We start from the raw sequence: 23219 nt of genomic DNA on the forward strand, positions 1-23219 counted from the left end.
ACACTTTCCTGTATTGCTGAATAGGGGAAGGTATCGGATTGCTGGGCCTTGATAGTGTAAATAGCTTTGCAGCTTCAAAATTATTGCTAACCTATTTATTACTAAATCAAGTGTTATGAAGAAGCATTACAAATCTTTACCCTTAAATCCCAAAGTATATGTACTTGGGTCTGCCATTTTGGCTTCCTTAAATGCGACTGCGCAATGTGTAGCTCCATCAGTGGGTTGCGCCGGAAATGACCGTACAAATGCTTACCTGCACTCAACTACACCCGGTACCATAGAGTATGACAATGTCGTTTCTTTATTCCACAGCACCTTTGCGCGCCAGGCAGATGGCCGCGTACTGGTATGGGGAGAGAAAATCGGAAGCACCGGTGGCAATGTGCTTGCTCCGCAGGAAGTGAACGCATCTAATTATCCTGGTCTTACAGGTGAGATCCTGAAGTTTGCCGGAGGCTCAGAAATCAATACCAATTCGCAACATTTTGTACTGACCACCAATGGCTTATATTTTTGGGGTACAGACCAATGGGGTATCGGTACAGGCACCTCTTTTCAGAAATTAACGATCGACGGACAAACAAATGGCTTACCTGCCGGGGTTACTCCAGCAGATGTAAAGATGCTGTTTGGTACTAATCGTATGCTGGGCCTGGTTACCTGTAACGGAAACGTATATACATTAGTAGCAGCTTCAGATGCTGCGACTGCCAGTGCTTATGGCGACGGATCATCTTACAGCTCAGCAAATAATGCTATCTGGCACCGTGTAAAAACCAATTCCACTACCAACTTGACTAATGTGGTTGCGATCCGCGGTAATGGAAGAATGAACTTTATTGCGCTTACCTCTACGGGTACATTATATACATGGGGGCAAAGTACCTATCTGGGAGATGATAATACGTATGCCGTGCGCAATTATGCCTCATCAATGGAGATGCCTTCCGGCATTACGCCTAAAATGGTAGGGATGACTGCTGCTAATGCGGTTAATACCTCTACCTATTATCTGCTGGCCACTAATGGTAATCTTTATGCTTTGGGATACAATGCCCAAAAACAAGCCGGAGATTTTACGACTACAGTCAGAGAACAATGGATACAGGTTAAGAAATCAAGTGCAGCCGGCGATTACCTTGCCAATGTGGTATGGATAAGCCCGAACGAGCATGATCTGGGATATACCAATACAGGTTCTATCAATGCCATCACTGCAGATACTGTTCTGTATGCCTGGGGTGGAAACAACCGCCAGATGCTGGGTGGCGGTACGGCTAACGCGAGTATAGACCCGTCTACTAATCTTGGTGGACTGACGGCTGGTGATAAAATAATTGCTGTAGAGACCGGTGGTCATACCACAATGTCGATCAGAAAGTGTTCCAGCTTCTTTGGATATGTAGGGCACAAAACAGGTGGCAGTATGGGAGATGGTACCTCTACGGATGCAGATATCCCTAACTACTCCTTCTCTACCAGCCAGATGGATGTTTGCGGAGCGAGCACCGAAGCAGCAACCCTATTCCCTGTTGTAAATGCAACGGTGGGCAATACTTATAATATGACTGCTTCTCCGTCAGGAGGAAGCTTCTCTATCATCAGCGGACCGGCAACAATTAATGCTGCAACCGGCGCGGTGACCATTACGGGAGCAGGTACTGTTGGCGTAGGATACCAGGTTACCTCTGGCGACTGCCCTTCATCAACTCAGGTAACGTTTAGTGCTGCTGTACCTACACCAATTTCGCTGGAGGCCTTCACGCTGAACAGAGCTAAAAATGCTGTTGTGTTAGATTGGATCACCGCAAAGGAAATGAATAACAAAGGATTTGAAATTCAGAGAAGTACAAATGGAAACGATTGGACAAGCATAGGCTTTGCAGGATCTCTGGCACCGGAAGGCCGCAGTAATGCGAAGTTGTATTACAGCTTTACAGATATCAACCCTGTAACCGGAAAAAACTACTATAGATTAAAACAGATTGACTTCGACGGAATCTTTGATTTCAGTCCAGTAAGACAGATCAGCTTTGGTAAAGAAGGTATGGTGACCATCTTCCCTAATCCGGCACAGAATAATGTACATATTGATGGGCTGACGAAGAATGACAGAGTGCGGATTTATGATCCATCCGGAAGAATTATGTTTGACTACACGGCTTCTGCATATTCGGCTGATATTGATATTCACAATTTTGGAAAAGGTATTTACTATGTAGAGATCGTGTCAGAGAATGGCAATAAGATCCATGACCGATTAGTAAAACAGTAATGGTTTATTGGGAATAATTGCAAGTGTAATAATCCATTTTTTAGGTGCCAGGTTTATGGAGTGTTTATCTACCCTGAAAAAGTACTATTGTTTTTAAGCAAAATAATAGAGAGGAGGAAAGGTCCGTTGATTCTTCAGCGGACCATTTTTGTGCTTTGTGCGGTATGGTGTAAGGATTATGCTCCTGATATCCACCGGTTTAGCCGGATTTAAATACGGGCTTTTATACGGTACCGTAACAGGTGTTTTTCACGTATGAGGGAGATAATTATTGTTATAGATTTGTAAATAAGAATCAGGAAATGATTTTGTTGCTTGGTATTCAGGTTTTTAAATATTGATAATTTGTTTCATTATTTAGTCCCTGATCAGGTAAGAGTCAGCCGGGCAATGTGCCGGTATCCCGAATTCAATAAACAATAATAGCATTCACTCATTTATTCACAATAAAACAATTACAACATGGAAGGTTACATAGGAGAAATCCGGATGTGGGCCGGGACGAGAGTCCCTCGGGACTGGGCATTTTGCGATGGTTCGTTATTGAATATCAATAACAACCAGGCTTTGTTCAGCGTTATTGGTACAACATACGGTGGTAATGGCCAGCAGAATTTTGCGCTGCCGGACTTTCGCGACCGTGTAGGTATGGGCCGCAGCAATGCGACTGCTTTAGGTATGGTACAGGGTACACCAACTGTAACCCTGCTGAGCAGCAATATGCCTTCATTTGCTGCTGTAGGCAATGTTAGCGGTCTTACAGGTTCCGCACAGGGCACGATCAGTGGTAGCAGTGCAGCAAGTGTGTCTATCCCTTGTAGCAATACCGGCGGCAGCACGAACAATCCTTCCGGCAATGTGCCAGCAGTGTGTAATGCTGTGGACAGCTTGGGTAGCGATGCCTCACTTTACAGTAGTACAGCGAATAGTAATATGCAGGCATTCAACATGAATGTGCCTATTTCTATCAATGCTAATTTGCCGGTGAGCTTTCCTTCTGGTACGCAACTTACCTTGACTGTACCTGGTCAGTCATTACCAGTAAATAATATTCAGCCTTCCCTGGGTATTAACTATATCATCTGTGTTTATGGTATTTACCCTGATTATCCATAGAGATAAGGGGTTTGCCCATCATAAGCTTAAAATATTCATCCCCCGGCATACTGCCGGGGGATGAATATTTTAAGCTTATTAAGTATCTGTATGGGGAAACCATTTTGTTCGTCCTTTTGTCCGGCAACAAAAGGACCAAAAGTGCCTGTTTTCATCAAGGCGATTGCGGAGCACCGCCATTTTGTACCATTGCGTGCATTGATCGTTTGAGCTTAACGTGTGATCCGTTCACTGCTCAACGATCGCAGCTCCACTCCAAAATGGCTATCGCTGTGATGAAAACAATAAGCGATCCGTACAGAACAGATCGCTCGAAAGGCCTTATAAATCCGGCGTTCATAAAATCATTGGCTCGGTCGATAAAGTCGTAAACCACTGTCTGAGCGCAGCGAGTCTGGTTTGCGACCGGCCGACACATTGATTTTTAGCCAGGGATTTATACAGCCGGTCCAGTAATCTGTTCTGTATGGATCGATTCGTCATATCGACCGAAGTGCAACGAAGTGGAGATATCTCTTTTTGTCACGCGAAGTAGAAAGAACATTTCTCTTTCTGTAGCAAACTTCATCTCATTTGCACTTGCTTTCCTAAAAGCGCATACTCCGCAATAATTATTTTACTGCACATCAATTGATTTTTCGGGTTTTGCACTGCAGGTCATCGATTTGTATTTAATATTGATGCGTGCAGTCACCTTCTTCGTGCCGGCAGAGCTATATACATGTGTTACGGTTTCGGTGCCGTTGGTTGTAGCCTGCTGACCATCGCCAAAATCCCATTCTACAGTATTCACTGTATGATCGCCGTAATAGTTCGGTTTAAAAGTATATTCTTTTACATTGTTATCATCTTCTGTGGCGGTGATAGAGGTAAAGGCACCTTCGATTGCACAGTCAATGGTCTTGCGACAGGAAGTAATAGTAGTGGCCATGGCCAGGGTGCATAATGAAAGGCCGGCTAAGAGGATACGTTTTTTCATTTTTTATGTTTTTAGTGTATCCCAAATGTAACTATTAATCATGAACATATTGTTGTTTTATGTTAAGTATTATGGATTTATGCATTGTATAAATGAAGAAGATGCAAAGTGTTACAGCTATACTGTAATACTTTGCATCTTATGTATAATCCGGTACCAGTGCCTTATCCGGCTGGTTCCCATAATTCAATTTTATTGCCTTCTATATCCAGGATGTGCACGAACTTGCCGTATTCGGCATAGGTAGCGATCTCGTCCAGTACGGTTACGCCTTCCTGTTTCAGGGCTTCTGTGAGTGCTTCAATATCAGCCACACGGTAATTGATCATAAACTCTTTTGATGATGGCTCAAAGTATTTCGTATCAGCTGCAAATGGGGTCCAGAGGGTATAACCTGGTTCTGCTGCTCCTTCGGGCTGCTCCCATTCAAACTTAGCTCCATACTGGGTCATATCAAAACCGAGATGGGTTTTGTACCATTCCCTCATTTTTTCAGGGTCCTTACATTTGAAGAAAATACCGCCGATACCTGTTACTCTTTTCATGTTTGTTGTTTTTAAAGTGAATATACGCAGGAATTAATTGCGATGCACACCGTGCAACTATTTATCCAGTACTTTTTCAAAAGCCTTTCTGGCGCTGCCACGAAAATACACTTCACCGCAATATTGATAACCCATTTTGGTAAATATGCTCAGCATACCGGGATTGTCAAAGTTGGTGTCGGCCTTGATACTATATACTCCTGTGTTCCGGGCATGATCTTCTATAGCCTGCATAATGGTTCTGGCATAGCCTTTGCCTAACTCCTGCTCATCGATAGCTACTCTATGTATCACAATAAAGTCCCCATCTGTAAGCCATTGGCCTTCAATATCATTATATGCAGGTTCATTGTTCTGCATCACTGCACTATATCCGATAAGTTTATCCTGCACGACCAGAACGAATCCGTATCCTTTATCAATATCCGATTGTATCACCTCCAGATTGGGATAGCCATCCTGCCATTGCTTGCTGCCATCGGCCTTCCGGCGTTGTATCGCCTGTTGTAATATCGTCCAGATCTGTGGTGCGTCTTCCGGCTTTGCTTGTCTGAATATGTATTCCATGTATACTTTGTTTACTGCGCGTAAAATTACGGTTTATGTGGTTGTATTGTATGCAGGTATTCATCACATTGTGCGGAAGTTTTTTCTTTGAACTGATTTCTTTTGTAGCTTTGGTTTTACCGGCAATTGATTTCCAAAAAAAACATTACCCATTATGATTACTATGAAACAATCCATCATCCTCGCAGCTGCAATCTTATGTACGCAGACTTTCGTATTTGGTCAGTCCGAACAACAGCAGCATCTTTTAGACAGCGTGTTAACAGCTGCTCATCAGAAAAACAGCTTTAACGGAAATGTGCTGGTCGCTGATAAAGGTAAAGTGCTGTTTCGGAAGAGCTACGGTATTGCCGAAGAAAGTACCGGCAGAAAGCTGAACCCCGAAAGCGTTTTTGAACTGGCTTCTGTATCCAAACAGTTTACCGCAATGGGTATTGTGCAGCTGCACAAACAGGGCAAGCTGCAATATGATGATCCGCTTGCAAAGTATATCCCGGAGCTGGCTTTCTATAAAGGTATTACGATCCGTAACCTGCTCAACCATACCGGCGGCTTGCCGGATTATATGGACCTGTTTGAGGAAAAATGGGATAAAACAAAGTTTGCGACTAATGAAGATGTGATCAAAATATTTGCGCAGTACAAACCGGATACATTGTTTAGCCCCGGTGCGAAGTACGAATATAGCAATACCGGCTATGCCTTGCTGGGGGCTATTATAGAGCGTGTAAGCAAAAAAACATTCGGTGCATACCTTAAAGAAACCATTTTCAAACCGCTGAAGATGGATCATACCTTTGTGTACCGAAGCCGCTATCAGCCGCAGAAAGTAGACAACTATGCTTTAGGCTATGTACAGGATAGTCTGGGCAACAAGGTGTTGACGAATTCATTCGGTAAAGATTTTTATACCTATTATCTCGATGGTATTGTAGGGGATGGTATGGTTAATTCGACCCTGGATGACCTGCTGAAATGGGATCGTGCTCTGTACACCGATAAACTGATCAATGCGGAAGACCGCAAGCAGATCTTTGCTTCGGCAAAAACAGCTGATGGTAAGGAAACCAATTATGGCTTTGGCTGGCAGGTATCCAAAAATAAACAATATGGTACAATCGCCAGCCACTCAGGTGGTTGGGCAGGTTATGTAACCTATATAGAGCGACATATGGATAATGATAAAACTATCATCATCCTGCAGAATAACAGTACGCAGTTTACCAAAATACCGGCAAAGGATATTCGTAAGGTATTGTATAACGAACCTTTTCCTGTTGCGGAAGTAATGAATAAGGCCACTCCTACAGCAGATGCATTAAAACAATATGAGGGAGTGTATGCCAATCCTGATGCACCGATCAAGCTTACCGTTGCTGTAAGTGGCGGTGCATTAACAGCCCAGGCTACAGGGCAGGGGGCTTTCCCGATGGATGCTTATGAAAATCATACATTCCGGTTTGATGATGCACAAATCAAAATGATCTTTGATCCGGCTGCACATACTTTGCGCTTTATGCAGGGTAGTGTAGATGTGGTATTTACAAAAGAATAGTCCGCAACAGATACAATATAAAAAGCATCCCTTCCGGGATGCTTTTTATATATGAAGACTATGTATTAATGAATGGACAGCGGTACAGCCATCTCGATATGAAAACTCATATCGACTTGATAACAGTAATCTTTAAACTACATTTATTCTCCCAATAACCAGAGAGGACCGCCTTTAAAGTGCTCATCTAATAACTTTAAAGTATGCTGAGTCGCATCCTGTATCGCTGTGTCTTTATTTGAATAGCCACTGGAGTCAATAGAAATGGAGTCAGTAATCGAAATATGCTTATTGAAGTTAGTACCCATAAGTAGTAGTAAAGCACATAACGTTAGTAATATTGTAGTAAGTGAGATTAAACATTTTATTCTAAAAATATTTGTATTGTACTTCACATTATGTCTTTTGCGCGCAAAACAAGCAACTCTTTTTCTTATGAACAAAATGCTCCGTATTTGTTGAAGATAAATGCTCAAAAAACCCTTCGGCTCTGTTAATCGAAGTTGACATTAAGCAAAAACTGGATTACGCGAGAATTAAATCAAAATAACCAGGTAAATTTTATTTGATCCTTTTCAATTTCATCTCTCCTTATATTCTACACATGGACGTATATGACTATAATCATTAAATGTTTCTACATGTTTCATAGCGTATATATTAAAAAGGTGTATTGCCTGACTAAAATCAGCAAATAATTACATTCTTTTGTTGTTCAAAATGACTAAATGAGGAAAATGTTTACACTTAAAGCAAAAGATAATTCAGTAAAGACAATCTTTATCCCTATTGGCTTTATTGTTTTGCTATTATTATTAACATCTTGTAATGGACAATGCAACCCCAAAACAGATTATACTAAGCAAAAATCTGATCAAAGTCCAATAGCACCTCATCGTTTTAGCGAAAATGCAGCTAACACGTTAGGAAAAAACATTCGATATATTTTCCAAGACAAAAAAGGCAATTACTGGTTTGCAACTGATTTAGAAGGCTTATACTATTTTGATCAAAAATCCTTATTTCAATTTACAGAAAAGGATGGCTTATGTGGAAATTCTGTAACAGATATTCAGGAAGACGTTAATGGATATTTGTGGTTTAATACGAATAAGGGACTTTGTAAATTTGATGGAGAGAAATTTAGCACCTATAGTGATACCCTTAAAAATGTATCAAGAGAAAGTTTAGCTTATAGTCAAACTGACCTGTTCTTTTGTTATGATGGCTTTGTCTATCGCTACGATGGAACATCATTTTTCAAATTCATCATTCACCCTAATACATATAACCCTTCATCAACAGATTTAGACAGACCTTATGGTGTTTATTGTATTTTAAAAGACAAGTCAGGTAATTTATGGTTTGGAACAGATCAAAAAGGTGTCTGTAGATTTGATGGAAAGGTATTTACTTACTTTACAGAACAAGGATTAAATGGGGGTGCCGTTCGAGCTATATTTCAAGACAAAAAAGGAAATATTTGGTTTGGTAATAATGGTTTTGGCTTGTTTAATTTTGATGGTAAAACAATTACAAATTTTACAAAAAAGAATGGATTAGAAAATCCTGATTTTATCAACAAGAAAACAACATCTAACAACAAGCCAAACCTTGCTAGAGTGTGGGCGATTAATGAAGACAAAGATGGAAACCTTTGGATTGGAACTATTGACAATGGTGCCTGGAAATATGACGGCAAGCTCTTGACAAATTTCACTACAAAAGATGGACTTACAAATAACAAGATCAGTTTAATTTTTAAAGACAAACAAGACTCTATGTGGTTTATAACAGAAGGTGAAGGTATTAGCAAATTGCATGGAAAAACATTTAAAAAGCTAAATCTTTAACAGACAAAAGGACTATAACCTCCTAATGCCAAGTAGTTGAAACAGCAGCTTCCATCATGCTGTCAAACATATCCCTGGATTTGAAGTTTCTACGATTAATTTGTATACAAACTGGTCCAAGTAATTTTGCAAATATGCTGCATTGATAGAGTGAGGTACATACTATTATTGCCTCTTGCATTAGCAATAATAGTATGTACCCAAGGCAACTCCTTCATCGCATCTTCGGGTCTTATGACCTGTGGTCTATGTCTAATCGCAGTAGACATCTTCAGCCATTTATTTTTCGTTTTCTGTTACCTTAAACCTGAATTCCAGTACCAATGCCATAGCCCGGTTATTTTCCTTGGCGGGTTTCCAGAGATTCATTTTATCGATCATTTGTCGCAGTGCTGGTGTAATGGCTTCAATATTTTCGCCACTGGCACTGACAAGGCGCATTCTTCCTTCTATACTCAGATACGTTCTTACGGTATAATTCCCTTTTAGTTCTTTTGAGCTGGTACACAGTATTCTGCTCATCTCAGTATGGAGGAATGTTTTGAAATCGCCCTGATACTCTTCTCCAATAGATACGGTTCTGAATATGGCGGGTTCGCGGAGTACATAAGCAACTGGTGGTTCCCTCACCTCCATGGGTAATTTGCCCAGAGGTGTCTTTTTAACCGTTTTGGTCGGTTTGCCCCTATAGTCATAATACGACCATACATGGCAAGGTTTTCCATGATAAAAATAAGTTACAGATTCCGGGACTCCATTTTCATACCAGGTTGCTTTGCATTGAATAGTTCTACCGGCCATTAATGTGTCGTATCGCTGGCTTTGCAGCTGCCCCGGAGGTTCATAGGTCGTTTCCCTCGATTTGTATTTTTCATACAACAGTTTGCCTTCCATGTTCCATTGCTTCCGGGCATACTCGGTACCATAGTCTACCCAGATCATTTTCTGTACCTGGCCATTATCATAACGGTTTACATAAAGCGAGTCTGCACCGTAAACAGCATAGTACACCTGTGCTCCGGTACTATGATTATACGTTGTGAACAGTTGAGCACTGGTAAAATTGCCGTAATAATCATATTTGACCTTCCTGTCGGTGGTATTCAGGTCCAGTGTGTCGGTATAGGTAATCCCATCTATAAGGTAGTCGATACTGGTAGAAACAATATTCCCATAACGACTCAGAAATGTAGTAATGAACTGATCTCCTTTGTGAACGGATACCGTGTCTACCTCACCTTTCTTTATGCTCACGGAATAGACTCCGAATTCATAAGATTCTTCAATGCGGTCTTTGCCTTCGTATATAAATGATTTATTCCGGTTGGATTTGAGCTTAGGCTTACAATTACCCTGCGCGCTTACCTGCAGGACGCTGCAGGCAAACAGCGATAGTATTGCCATAAACAACGCAAGCTTTCGTTTTCCCGTTAAAATAATGGGGCCCATAGATTTACAGATTTATGATGACTGTTCCGGAGTCTGCGATGCAGCCGTTTTGCGTGCAGAAACAATCGCTAAGATACCCAGAACAAGGTCCGTTACAAATGCAGGAATGAACAGGTAATGCGTCAGCAACAGGGCATTTAAGCCAAACAGCAATGTGGTTGCTAAGAGGCAGATGGCAGCAGTCTTCTTATCTATAAATATAAATATGATGCTGATACCACGGATCACGATGAGCAGACCCGAAGCAATGGGCAGTGCCGCAGGAGAGTGATCGCTCAGTGAGGCTACTGTTGAGCGGACTAAAAAGATACTCAGGATCAGGGCAATTATGGCCAGTATCCTGATGGGATTTTTGTAAGGTGTATTCATATTGAATATGCAATTATTGTATAATGATATGGATAGTATACCAACTGCGAATATACCCAGTTTTGGCCTGATTATAGCGAAGACTACAGGTATATATCCGCAAAATAAAGCCCCGATATTGCATTGCACAAGTATCGGGGCTTTGGTAAATGTATTAGGACAATATAATTATTGAATCACTACCGGTACAGATTTCAGCTGTTTGCCGTTATGTTGTACACGCACCATGTATACACCTGGCGCCAGTTTCGGTAATGCGATCTGTGCCTGCATCGTACTTTGTGTGCCATCAAACAAGGTATTATTCACCCTGCCGGTCACATCATAGATCTGTACTTTGATGTTGTCTGATGGATTGACAGTGCCTTTAAAGTCAAGCTGTATGTACTCATTGGCTGGGTTAGGCGATATGCCTACACCGGTAACGGCTGTTTTTATAGTCTTGAGGTCTTTTTTGTAGAATGTACTTCCTGTAGTACAGTCAAACAGGCCATCGGCAGGCACATCTGTAACCGCGAGGAAGGGCTGTTCTTCTCCGGTGATAACATTATGTTCCATTACAGTATTGCTTGCCGCATCTACGTGATAGAAAAGATAACTAGGCACACAGTAATTATTGTTGCAGGAAGGATTGCCATTCATATCCGTGCGGATAAATTTCATATTCAGGCGGTTTGGTGCAGGATTCCATAACGGTGCATTCAGGATAATATCCGTCATGGGGCTGTTGTTATACCGTACCGTCGTTTTAGGGCCCCAGGCCAAATTGCTCATACCACCCCCGAGATCAGGATAGCTGTTAGGGTCAGTATTGTCTACCCCTGTTCCCATAAGCGATTCTATAGTAGACCAGTACAGCGTTCTGATAGACAGGTTGCCTGTAGTAGTTGTAAATAGCCTCATTTCTGCAAGGTATGGGTTTATATTATCTGGTGATGTGGCATTGTTTTGCCCGCCACAGTGAAAAAATGACTGGAAACCACCGAGTATGACGGAACTCGCACTACTGGTATTCATATTGCCCGTGATGACGTTAGTCCCCCATGTATAGTCAGCTTGGTTATTCAGCCCGTTATTCAGCCCGCTTGCCGGGACAAGGGTATTGCGGTCTACGCTGGTAATGTTTACAAATAAAGGTGCTATATCAATGGAAGATGGGTGGGCGGCACAGTAGTTACTGAAGATATAGGCATTGGCCGGATCGGCCGGATCTTCCCAGATATCGAAGCTGGTCGATTTTAAATTGTTAGGCTGCAGTGGTGCTGGAATGTCTAGCGGAACATCTACCAGGGGACTGAGGGTAACGGGATCTACAATCATGTTCATCATGGCCACCTCTGCATTACTGCTGCTGTTACACATACCACCCAGCCATAAGGTATTGTCGCTGAGCATCTTCACCCTATGGGCCACATCATAGTCGTCCGGTCCGCCATTCCAGTCATATGTTTTCATGGCTGCTACACGGTCATTGACGAAATCATACCGAAGCAGGAAAGCACTTTTAGTACCGGCAAAGGTTGGTTCGATGCCCGGCAGGATGGATGTGGTCATAAATCCGCAGATATATATGACGTCACCGCTGGGATCAATCTCTGTGCCCAGGGGCCGAAAATTAATGCCGATACCATTTTGGATACTGATTACCTTGTTCGTGAGGTAGTTACCGGCCGCATCGACAGTAATCAGTTGTATACCACTATTGCCTGGTGCACCGTTGATCGGGTCATAGCTCGTCACTATAACACCTTTTCCGGAGTTGAGGTAATGCATGCCTACGGTACGTTCTGCATATTCCGGATTATTGAAGACCATGCTTACGGGAGTAGCCGAAGCGGCATCAAACATGAGCAGGTGCGCAGCATGATCGCCCGGGTTATTGTTAAAATCATACATAGTACCTGCCATGGAGTATTCATCCAGACCAGGTTGCTGCACTGTACTGTAATGTTTCATGTCATAGCTGTCATACACCTGGCTGATCTCTTTAGGTACCTGCGCCATTACGGGCAGGGCCATAAAGCCCAGGGCACTGAGCAGGCCCAGTGGACGGAATACTCCTTTCCATCCGGAGCGGTTAGTGATAGTCGGTCGCGCGGCTAAGCGAGACACATGCGATAAGGTTTTTGGGGTAGTGTTGTGTTGCTGCATTTCATGGGGTTTTTATAAATGAACGGCAATATTACCGGTAAGTCGTTGAGTAATAGTGCTTTAAATTATAAATTATATTGTTGAAATACAATGTTTTATGATAGTTTAATTCACTTATATGGAAATAAAAACAAGATAGCCGCTTTGAGATAAAGTATAATGCCCAAAAACAGCTTGTATATTTGCGGCTCTGATGAAAAATATACGCTACAAGTTTACCCTGATCTTCCTGCCATTTCTCTGGGTCAGTATCATATACATGCTTAGTTTTACCTTATTCACCTGGCTATTACTGGCATACTTCCAGATAGATGTAAATGAAGATGTTGTTATAAACATTCTTCCGATTCTGTTATCCGTAGTGCCGGTATTAATCTGGCTACGGAAAAGAATACAGTTGCTTAAATTTGATAAAGGAAGCTCTGGTATGATTATGCTGGCATGTATGGCTATGGCGGTCCCCACAATAGTGCTACAGCATTATATGCTAAAGGCTACCGGTAAGCTGACTAAAGTGGAGCAAAGCAGTGATATTTCGGATCATAAGCCAACAAAATACTATGCACTGAAAAAGTATTATCTGGACAAAAAGCATATAGGTATTTACCGGTATGCCGGTTTTGAAGGGAGTAAAAAAAGAACCTTCCATATGCGTATGTATATCGTAATACCGCTTTTAGACAACATTTCGGATACCGGCTGGCAGGCACATCGGTACTGGCTTGCAGTTGATTATGATCAAACGACGCAGGGAAGATTAGAGGGGAAAGCATTAAATGATGCCTTTATTCTATTTTCTGATAAGGTGATGTGGGAGATTCACGATACTGATTTTGAACAGTTTGAGTATCTGGAAGTGATGGGCAACAAACTAGGTCGTAATCGATTTAAGGATGCTCTGGAACATATAGGCCAGGAGACGGGCAGGCAAATTATGATTTTTAAATCCCGTTCCGGTCCCTTTGAAGAGCGTGCACGCAGCAGCCTTAAAGGCTTCCTGTTATGCCTCTTTATATCACCAATGTTTTATTTCCTTATATTATTGATGCACCGATTCAAGAAAAAGTATCCTAATTATCCGGTCAAACGTAAGACCAGACTCTGGCGTAAACGATCTTAATGTAGCCTGCAAAAGTATATTGCTGCATGAATACAGCTTTGCTAATAGCCAAATTCATAGTCTTTCTATTTCATTCTGTCCTTCCTGGCAAGGATCAGATACCCGGTTACACCACCGATGATGGACGCAACAAAGATGCCTACCTTGGCCTGAGTCATATACAGCTCATCGGTAAATGCCAGTGAGGTTACAAACAGCGACATGGTAAAGCCGATTGCCGCCAGGAAACCCAACCCGAGGAGGTTACGGAAATGCATGCCTTCAGGATATGGGGCAATCCTGAGCTTAATGCACAGCAGGGTAAAGCCTACTACACCGACAACCTTTCCGATCAGCAGTCCCAGACCTACACCCAGGCTCACGTTTGTATTGAAGAGGGTAGAGACATCCATATCCAGCGCTATGCCGGCATTGGCCAGGGCAAAAATAGGAATGACAATAAAGGTTACAAGCGGATGCAGTGCATGTTCCAGCTTTTGCATGGGTGGGGTAGCATCATCTGTTTCTTTTCGTATATGATCCAGTGTGTGTAATTGTTCGCCGGTCAGTACAGCCTTTTCATTACTGCTGTCTGCTGCGGTAAACTGGTCCAGGTATTGTTTTACCCGACCGGTATATACCTGTTCTTTTACCTTGATGCGGGCAGGTATGGCAAAGGCAGCCAGCACTGCGGCAATGGTTGCATGCACGCCTGATAGCAGGAAGGCTGTCCATACCCCAAGTATGCCCAATATGGCATAGAACAGCACACTACGGACACCCATTTTATTGCCGATAAACATAATCAGTAAAAACAGTAAGCCGATCAGCAGGTGCATCAGGGAAATATCGGAGGTGTAGAAAAAAGCGATCACCAGCACCGCGCCGAGGTCATCGACAATAGCTAATGCGGTTAAAAATATCTTCAGCGATAAGGGAATACGGTCGCCCAGCAGGTACAATACGCCTAATGCAAAGGCAATATCTGTAGCCATAGGTATGCCCCAGCCACTGCTTACCGCTGCACCGGGATTCAGGGCAATGTAGATCAGTGCAGGTACAATCATTCCTCCCAGCGCTGCAACAATAGGCAGCAAGGCATTGCGGGGATTAGACAGCTCTCCGGCTACAATCTCCCGCTTTAGCTCCAGGCCCACTACAAAGAAGAATACCGACATGAGTCCGTCATTGATCCAGTGATGCAGGCTGTACTCCAGTACGGGTGTATCATTAAAGCGGAGGCCAATGCGGTGTTCAAAAAAATGAACATAACTTTCAGCCCAGGGTGAATTGGCCAGAAACAGGGCCAGTAATACACTGATGCCCAGTACAATGCCTCCCGACTTCTCCTGTTGTATGAATCGCTGAATCGGTTGGATGGCTTTTTCAATGGGAGAGGGCTTCTGGTAAGACATAATCGGAACGTTGATTGGAGAAAGTATGCTAAGATACAGAAAATTGCGGGTAGACATAAAAAGAGTTCCCTGCCGGCATAGCCGGCAGGGAACTCTTTTTGAAATAATATAAATGCTCTATTTAATAATGATCTTTTGTACCGCCTGGCTGTTATCACTGTTCATGCGCAGCATATACACACCGGCAGCAAGGCCTTGTGCATTGATATTATGCTCGGCTGTACCGCCATAACAGTCAAATGCATCTTTCAGTACTACCTGGCCCAATGAGTTGGTCAGTTCCAGGCTTACCGTACCACTAAAGCCGGCAGCACTTACCGTAAAGTTACCGTTGTTCGGATTCGGGTACACGCTTACGTGTTTGCTCAGGTCTTTATCATTCAGTTTTAAAGGCCAGCCTACAGTAAAGGTATAGAACACCTGTGCTCCGAAATCGGGCTGAAAGGTCTTCAGTGTCTGACCGTTGTTGCCATTCAGGATAGCAAAGGTTCCGCTGCCCTGGGCAGTGTTGGCCCACCATTGTAAACCATCACCTACGCCACCGGCACCATTATCGTCCAGGGTCAGGGTATAACAATCAAATGGCAGGTTCAGCGTATCATTATACGTAGTATTTGCCGTCATACCCGTTTTAGACAGGACTACAGTACCTGCCATATTGCGGATGGTTAAGGTGTTCTCCTGCGGGCTACTGTTAGTCTTCAGTTTGAAAACAACTTTCTGTGTCGGCAGTACATCCGGCAGGTTATACTTAGAGATGCCGGTATCATTGCCAGCATATTCATCAGTAGTATTATTTGCGCCGGAGATCCATGCCAGGAAACGGTTTGTGTTATCGCCCACCCAGAATGAAGAAGTATTTACCGGCAGGTCTACGATAGCCGTATCCAGGAATTTCAGGTTGCCGTTCCAGTTGTAGCTGGCTTCCTGTCCGCCCGATACTTTGTATTTGATCACTGCGCTGGTCAGGTTATTCTTACCGGCATTGCGGATCACTACCTGCGGATTAACGCAGATCGGGTTCATACGGGACAGTACAAAATCATCGCTCGGTTTACGTACGGTATAGATCTCTGCATCGTTGTTACGACCAGGTGTTTTATACTCGATCAGTTGCAGGCCTACGTTGTAGTTACCGTTATAGGTCGCTTCATTACCTGCAGGTGCCGCAGCAATCTGGTAGTCCAGGTTGATCTGTCCGCCACTGATGTATTGAGACACATTCATATCATGTGATTCGATAATGTCTCCAGGACACCATCCTTCGCGACGGTATACCCATGTACCACCCTGAGGGAAGATAGGATTTACCGAACAATCTGTACGCTCGATACGGAAAGTTTTGATTGTCTGACCATTCGATTTATAATAGTGATTATTATACATGAATTCACAACAGCCGTTAGGGTAAGCCGGTCCTGCATTTTCTGCACCACCGTGTCCGCTCACATAGCTTCTGAATTTCACCTGGTCCGTTCCGGCTTTCAGGGTAATGTTCTTAGGAGATAATACCGTGTCAGATACAATGGCTCCATACTTATAAGACTTATAACCACTTTGCGGCCAAGGCTGTGCAATATGGTTTACTTCCGCTGCAGGCTCCCCTTTGATGAAGGCAAAGCGTACATTTTGTAACTCCTGCGTGCTGCCCACCTCCAGGTCTACTGTATCCTGCAGGAGCGGGTAGTAATCTGTTACATCATAGATGCGGGTACGGCCGGTACCCAGGTCCAGGTTGATGCCGTAAGGAGAGATGCTGCGACCGATCTCATACTGTACAGTATTGCTGTACCAGTTGATATTGTGATTGTAGATTACGCTATCCAGTACATTCAGGGTAGAATCTGTTTTTACACCATTAGTATAGGTATATCTGTATTTCTGTGTCCATACGTTCAGTGTATCGGTACTGATACCCGGATTTACAGGTGAATTGTCACTGATGATCTGGTTAGCGCCGGGATTACCGTATATATATACAGTAGTTGGTGCTTTATATACAGTATCTGTTACCAGGACAGAGTCTGTCGTGCTGGTATAGGTATTGCGTTCAAACTGAATCTGGGGTCTCCAGCTCAGTTTTTGTACATTGTAGTAGTAGTCTCTTGGTTTGATTTTTTGCCACCAGAGATTATTGTTGATGTTACCGGATGCCTGCGCATTGGCAGATGCATCTGTTACTACAGAACCAATACCGGTATTGATGCGGTAATCGGCTTTCAGGTGTGCAAAATCAGGGTGAGTGGCGGTAATATCTTTACCAACCCATTCTTTAATGTCAGTCTCAGAAAGCTTTTTATCCCAGATACGCAGATGCGATAATTTACCCAGGTAGTTGTAGCCACCTTCGCGTGACTCACCAATGAAGAACTCACCGCCATTAGGTTGTGTGTTGACGCCGGTTCTGCGTTTAGTGTACACCAGCTTACCATTCATATAAAAACGGAAGGTATCTGTTGCATAGGTAACCGTCATCTGTTTCCAGGAGTTCTTTGTATTCGGACCGGAGAAGATTGGCTCCTGGCTGTTGGCACTGCTCCAGAGATTCAGACGGTAATTATTGTTCGGACTGGTCGTACGCATTGTGAAATCCGCACTGTTGCTGCCTCTGCGGCCGGCGCTGAACAATGTTCCTTCAGGGGAAATGAAGGAATCTACATTCATCCAGATCTCATAAGTACGCGGGGCATTACCACTGAACATGTTTACACTGGCAGGGAAGCGTACATTACCGCCCTGTGCCTGAGATGTGCTCAATGCATAGTTGCCGGTAGTACTGTACAGGCCCGAAGTATAGCTGGTGTTTTCGCCCAGTAACTGGTTTGCAGTCGCCGTGCTGTTGTTGTCGAAGGAGAAATCGATCAGCAGATGAGAGGTGCCGTTCCAGTTGAATGGTGTATTGAACTGGAAGTTATTTAAACCTGCAGTAGTAATTACACGGTTGTAATTGTATACCCTGGTCAGTGTATCTACCTCCATTGCCGCTACGTCAAAATTGTCGTAAGGCACTTGTTTGATGCGGATCTGCAGGTTGTTGAGGGTAGCATTGCTGCCCTGAAAGTTAAGCTTGATACCGGTGATGTTGCCGGCAGTCAGGCCTGCTGTCTGCAGCTCAGATGCTTTCCATACAAACTGTGCTCTTTCTTTACCTGCTGCCAGGTTGAACGGATGCGGTTGTGCAACAGTTGCTGCTCCCACTGTATAGTTGCTGGTAGCAGTATTGGTTGGTACAGTATTATAGATCCATGATTTGTACAGGTCAAACTGCGGATTGATGGCATAGCGCAGGCTATCCGGGCTGGAGCCGTTATACAACTTGAAGTAGCGACCTGCTTTTGCAGTAGAGTCCAGTACTCCACGATGATCATAAATGTTATTGAAGTAGATGTAATCCCATTCTCCACATGCATAGTTACCATCGCCCGATAAGGTTGGGTAACACTTGATTGTGAAGTACATCAGGACCTTACGATACTGCTCATTGGCAGTAGGGAAGAAGAACTTGGCTCTTCTGGTCCACAGCGAATCGTAAGTGTATGTCTGCACCCAGGTAGTATCCTGTGCCCGGCTTTCAAGCGATGGCGTGAGGGCCGATAAAACCAGTGCAGCGCATAGTGATTGGTAAAGATTTCTCATATGCTGCTATAAAATTAAAATTAGGCTTACGAAAATAATTAAAAATAGCTTAACATATCTGTATTATTTTAAACCAATTGTGGATAACAGACACGAAAAAAGCATACAGGATGAGCTGTATGCTTTAGTAATTTATTTGAATTATTTGAGTTATTTCTTAACCAGTGCCAGGTCCAGCACTTCTTTCATCTGGGTAACATAGTGGAATTTCAGTCCTTTAATAAAGGCCGGTGTGATCTCCTCTACATCACTTCTGTTCTGGGCACAGAGAATAATCTCTTTGGCACCGGAACGTTTGGCTGCCAGTATTTTTTCCTTAATGCCTCCTACCGGTAATACCTGTCCTCTGAGGGTAATCTCGCCGGTCATTGCCAGGCGATTACGTACTTTACGACCAGTAAATGCCGATGCAAGAGAGGTCAGCATGGTAATACCCGCACTAGGTCCGTCTTTGGGTTGTGCCCCTTCCGGAACATGTACGTGAATATTGGTCTCATCGAAACGGCCAATAGGAATATTATAAGTATCGCTGTGGGCTTTCAGGTAAGACAGGGCAGTGGTGGCGCTTTCTTTCATTACATTACCCAGGTTACCGGTCAGGGTAAGTATGCCTTTGCCTTTGCTCAATATGGTTTCAATAAAAAGGATATCGCCGCCCACGTAGGTCCAGGCCAGGCCCATCACAATGCCCGGTATATTTACACTGGCATATTCATCATTCATATACACCGGTCTGCCCAGGGCTGTACGCACCACTTCTGCTTTTACAGTAGGAGAGATGGCTTTTTCCAGGGCTACATCCATAGCCAGGTGTCTCATTACTCCGGCTACTTTACGATCCAGTTCACGCACACCCGACTCGCGGGTATAACTCTCAATCAGTTGCTGGAGAACGGTATTGCTGAAGTTCAGTTTATAATCTGCAAGGCCATGGGCCTCTTTTTGTTTCGGGATCAGATGCTTTTTGGCAATCTCGATCTTCTCCTCAATCGCATAACCACTCAGGTTAATGATCTCAAGACGATCTCTCAAGGCATGCGGTATCGCACTCAGGTTATTGGCTGTAGCGATGAACAATACTTTAGACAGATCGTATTCTGTCTCCAGGTAGTTGTCATAGAAAGAGTGGTTCTGCTCCGGATCCAGGATCTCCAGCATAGCAGAGCTCGGGTCTCCTTTAAAATCTTTGCCCAGCTTATCGATCTCATCCAGGATAAATACCGGGTTAGATGATTTGGCTTTTTTCAAAGACTGGATAATACGGCCCGGCATCGCACCGATATAGGTTTTACGATGGCCGCGCAGTTCGCTCTCATCGCTTACTCCGCCCAGGCTCAGGCGCACAAATGTGCGGTTGATGGCTTTGGCGATAGAGTGCGCCAGCGATGTTTTACCAATACCCGGAGGCCCTACAAAACACAGGATCGGCGATTTCATATCGCCTTTCAGTTTCAGTACAGCCAGGTATTCCAGTATGCGCTCCTTGATCTTTTCCATACCGAAATGATCGGCATCCATTACTTTCATCACCTTTTTAAGGTCATACTTATCTGTAGTATATTCGTTCCAGGGCAGGTCCAGCATCAGTTCTGCGTGATTATACACTATAGAATAGTCGGGCGTGCTCGGATGCATACGCTCCAGCTTCTCAATATCTTTATAGAACACCTCTTCTGTTTTGGTATTCCATTTTTTAGCTTCTCCTTTTTTGCGTAAGTCGCTAATTTCCTTTTCATTACCCTCGTTTAGCTCATCTTTGATGGACTTCAGTTGCTGCTGCAGGAAGTATTCTCTCTGCTGCTTGTCCATTTCACCGCGGGCCTTATTGGTGATCTCATTTTTTAGTTCTGCCATTTGCAGGTCAGCCTGTAACAAAGTCAGCAACTGGCTGGTACGCTCACGGATGTCGCTCATTTCCAGCAATTGCTGTTTCTCCGACAGTTTAGCATCCAGGTTAGTGGCAATAAAGTGGATCAGGAAAGAATGGCTTTCAATATTCTTCAGCATCATACCCGTTTCCAGCTGGATGTTCGGGGAGAGTTGAATAATACGCTCTGCAATATCCTTCATCGAAGAGATCATGGCATCGTATTCCTTATCGGCTTTGGGGAATTTATCGTCGAGATATTTTACCTCAGCTTTCAGATAAGGATTGCTTTGAGTGTATTTTTTTACTTCGAAGCGCATACGGCCCATGATGAACAGGGTAGTGTTACCATCCGGCAGTTTGATGTGCTTGATGATCTTGGCTACGGTACCTACAGAATATATCTCATCGGTATCGGGGTGTTCATTATTAGCATCTTTCTGCGCCAGTACACCGATCAGGCCATCACCTTTCTGTACGGCTTCTATAGCCTGCAGCGATTTGTCGCGGGCTACCGTGATCGGTAATACTACATTCGGAAACAGTACGGTATTGCGTAAAGCGATTATAGGCAGTTCTTTAGGTAATTTCTTTTTATCTTCTTCCTGTATTTCGGTCTCACCCAACGGAACGATCGGCAGAAACTCCAGATCGTTTGTGTTGTTATTTATTAAATCCTTAAGGTTCATCAATATTGTTTTTCGTGTATGGTTACGAATAAGTGACAAGTTGGCAATGTTGCAGACAAAAAAGGTGCAATACTACCTGACACTATATAAGGTTCAATTAATATGCCAGAAATATTATGCTGAAATAATTTCAGTATTTTGCCAGGCAGACCTATATTTGTGAAAAATGACAAACTATATGAAAAAACTCATTACCTCTTCATTAGCAATGCTTTGCATATATGGTGCCCAGGCTCAGGAAAACCCTGGTGGGCATATGACTAAATCTACCCCTAAAACAAAAGTCGGTTCTGTTTACTTCTCTACCCAGATGGATGGCTATATCCTGTCTACAGCTATGTATAATGGTACAAAAGTGGCTAACAGCAATATCGGTACACCGCGTTTTACGGCGTTCCTGCATATTGGTACTACTGCACATTATAACTTCAACAGCCATGTAGGTCTGTTCAGTGGTCTGGGTATCAAGAATATCGGTTTCATTGAGAAATTTGATAATTCTGACTCTACTGTAAAACGCCGCGTTTACACGATCGGTTTACCACTGGGCCTGAAAGTAGGTAATATGTTTGGTACCTATGGTATGATTGGTGGTGGTGTAGACTTCCCGTTCAACTTCAGAGAAAAAGGTTTTGTAAAAAGAAGTAACAAGCAAAAATTCAATGAATGGTTTGGCCAGCAGACACCTGCTGTAATGCCTTACGTATTTATTGGTGCACACTTTAAGCCGGGCCTGAATGTGAAACTGCAGTACTATCCGACCAACTTCCTGAATCCGGATTATGTAAAGACTGTAAATAATGTATCTACAAAACCTTATGCCGGTTATAATGTGAACCTGGCGATGGTAACCCTGGGTATCGATATTCCTTACCGTCCTAAAAGTTAATTATACAGGCATATTTTAAGGATATGCCTCAGGTGATTTGTATGGCATAACCATGCCATACAAATCACTTTTTTTATTATCTTTGCCCACTTATTATTAGAGCAATTTTTTAGATGATTTTACCAATAGTAGCATACGGACATCCGGTACTGAGAAAAATTAGTGCAGACATAAATGCGGATTACCCTGAACTGAAAAAATTGATTGCAGATATGTGGGAAACTATGTATCATAGCAATGGAGTAGGTATTGCCGCTCCGCAAATCAATAAAGCTATACGTTTATTCGTAGTAGATACTGACCAGATCGTAGAAGGATTTGATGATGAGGATAAAAAAGAATATCCTAATGAAAAATCGATCAAAAGTGTATTTATCAATGCACATGTAGTGCGTATGGAGGGTGATGAATGGGCTTATAATGAAGGCTGCCTGAGCATACCTAAAGTGCGTGAAGACGTAATGCGTCCATCGTCTATTACCCTGGCTTACCTGGATGAAAATTTTGAACCGCAGGAAAAAACATTCGATGGTATTACTGCCCGTGTAATCATGCATGAGTATGATCATATCGATGGTAAATTATTTATCGATTATCTTGCGCCTATCAAAAAAAGACTGATCAAGAAGAAGTTAGATGATATATCTAAAGGTAAGGTAAACATGGGCTACAGAATGATCTATCCTAAATAACCGTATACCTGACACAAGATTATGAAACAATTCATAAATAGATTTTTCAGCAGGCCACCAGTAATTTTTC

General features: G+C 43.1%; 16 protein-coding genes. 7 read left to right on the forward strand and 9 right to left on the reverse strand.

The window, feature by feature from the left end:
- The first annotated feature begins 115 nt into the window (after positions 1 to 115).
- Positions 116 to 2278: a T9SS type A sorting domain-containing protein gene (locus FTD44_RS15305; protein ID WP_222167254.1), complete on the forward strand. Its 2163-nt coding sequence runs from the start codon at positions 116 to 118 to the stop codon at positions 2276 to 2278.
- Positions 2279 to 2740: 462 nt separating this feature from the next.
- Entirely contained in the window at positions 2741 to 3394 is a 654-nt protein-coding gene (locus FTD44_RS15310) for a phage tail protein (protein WP_222167255.1), read from the forward strand.
- Positions 3395 to 4010: 616 nt separating this feature from the next.
- Here the strand turns inward: FTD44_RS15310 and FTD44_RS15315 are convergent.
- From FTD44_RS15315 to FTD44_RS15325, 3 genes are all read right to left on the reverse strand, one after another.
- Positions 4011 to 4373, reverse strand: coding sequence for a PKD domain-containing protein (locus FTD44_RS15315; RefSeq protein ID WP_222167256.1), 363 nt, complete (start codon positions 4371 to 4373; stop codon positions 4011 to 4013).
- Between the two features lie 164 nt (positions 4374 to 4537).
- Positions 4538 to 4918: a VOC family protein gene (locus FTD44_RS15320; RefSeq protein ID WP_222167257.1), complete on the reverse strand. Its 381-nt coding sequence runs from the start codon at positions 4916 to 4918 to the stop codon at positions 4538 to 4540.
- A 57-nt stretch (positions 4919 to 4975) separates the two neighbouring features.
- On the reverse strand, positions 4976 to 5485 hold the full coding sequence (locus tag FTD44_RS15325) for a GNAT family N-acetyltransferase (protein ID WP_222167258.1): 510 nt from the start codon (positions 5483 to 5485) through the stop codon (positions 4976 to 4978).
- A gap of 163 nt (positions 5486 to 5648) precedes the next feature.
- Between FTD44_RS15325 and FTD44_RS15330 the strand changes: the two genes are divergently transcribed.
- Positions 5649 to 7040, forward strand: a complete 1392-nt coding sequence (locus tag FTD44_RS15330) for a serine hydrolase domain-containing protein (protein WP_222167259.1) — start codon at positions 5649 to 5651, stop codon at positions 7038 to 7040.
- Positions 7041 to 7777: 737 nt separating this feature from the next.
- Positions 7778 to 8893, forward strand: coding sequence for a ligand-binding sensor domain-containing protein (locus FTD44_RS15335; protein ID WP_222167260.1), 1116 nt, complete (start codon positions 7778 to 7780; stop codon positions 8891 to 8893).
- Between the two features lie 279 nt (positions 8894 to 9172).
- Here the strand turns inward: FTD44_RS15335 and FTD44_RS15340 are convergent, their stop codons facing one another.
- From FTD44_RS15340 to FTD44_RS15350, 3 genes are all read right to left on the reverse strand, one after another.
- On the reverse strand, positions 9173 to 10297 hold the full coding sequence (locus tag FTD44_RS15340) for a hypothetical protein (protein WP_222167261.1): 1125 nt from the start codon (positions 10295 to 10297) through the stop codon (positions 9173 to 9175).
- 57 nt (positions 10298 to 10354) lie between these two features.
- Positions 10355 to 10711, reverse strand: a complete 357-nt coding sequence (locus FTD44_RS15345; protein WP_222167262.1) for a hypothetical protein — start codon at positions 10709 to 10711, stop codon at positions 10355 to 10357.
- Positions 10712 to 10879: 168 nt separating this feature from the next.
- Positions 10880 to 12862, reverse strand: coding sequence for a T9SS type A sorting domain-containing protein (locus tag FTD44_RS15350; RefSeq protein WP_222167263.1), 1983 nt, complete (start codon positions 12860 to 12862; stop codon positions 10880 to 10882).
- A 193-nt stretch (positions 12863 to 13055) separates the two neighbouring features.
- Between FTD44_RS15350 and FTD44_RS15355 the strand changes: the two genes are divergently transcribed.
- The gene (locus FTD44_RS15355; protein ID WP_222167264.1) at positions 13056 to 13982 is read left to right on the forward strand and encodes a hypothetical protein; all 927 of its coding nucleotides are present in this window, start codon (positions 13056 to 13058) and stop codon (positions 13980 to 13982) included.
- 65 nt (positions 13983 to 14047) lie between these two features.
- Here FTD44_RS15355 and nhaA read toward each other — a convergent pair whose 3' ends face one another.
- From nhaA to lon, 3 genes are all read right to left on the reverse strand, one after another.
- Complete coding sequence (nhaA, locus tag FTD44_RS15360) at positions 14048 to 15376, reverse strand: Na+/H+ antiporter NhaA (protein ID WP_222167265.1); 1329 nt, start codon at positions 15374 to 15376, stop codon at positions 14048 to 14050.
- A 117-nt stretch (positions 15377 to 15493) separates the two neighbouring features.
- Entirely contained in the window at positions 15494 to 19012 is a 3519-nt protein-coding gene (locus tag FTD44_RS15365; protein ID WP_222167266.1) for a LamG-like jellyroll fold domain-containing protein, read from the reverse strand.
- 150 nt (positions 19013 to 19162) lie between these two features.
- Positions 19163 to 21568 carry an endopeptidase La gene (gene lon / locus FTD44_RS15370; protein ID WP_222167267.1) on the reverse strand — a complete coding sequence of 802 codons (2406 nt, stop codon included), beginning with the start codon at positions 21566 to 21568 and terminating at the stop codon, positions 19163 to 19165.
- 178 nt (positions 21569 to 21746) lie between these two features.
- On the opposite strand from lon, the gene FTD44_RS15375 reads away from it, so the two are divergent.
- Both FTD44_RS15375 and def read left to right on the forward strand, forming a co-directional pair.
- Complete coding sequence (locus FTD44_RS15375) at positions 21747 to 22457, forward strand: hypothetical protein (protein ID WP_222167268.1); 711 nt, start codon at positions 21747 to 21749, stop codon at positions 22455 to 22457.
- A 113-nt stretch (positions 22458 to 22570) separates the two neighbouring features.
- Positions 22571 to 23149, forward strand: coding sequence for a peptide deformylase (gene def / locus FTD44_RS15380; RefSeq protein WP_129021946.1), 579 nt, complete (start codon positions 22571 to 22573; stop codon positions 23147 to 23149).
- The last annotated feature ends 70 nt before the right edge of the window (positions 23150 to 23219 follow it).

The organism is Edaphocola aurantiacus (assembly GCF_019797745.1).
Taxonomy (GTDB): domain Bacteria; phylum Bacteroidota; class Bacteroidia; order Chitinophagales; family Chitinophagaceae; genus Edaphocola; species Edaphocola aurantiacus.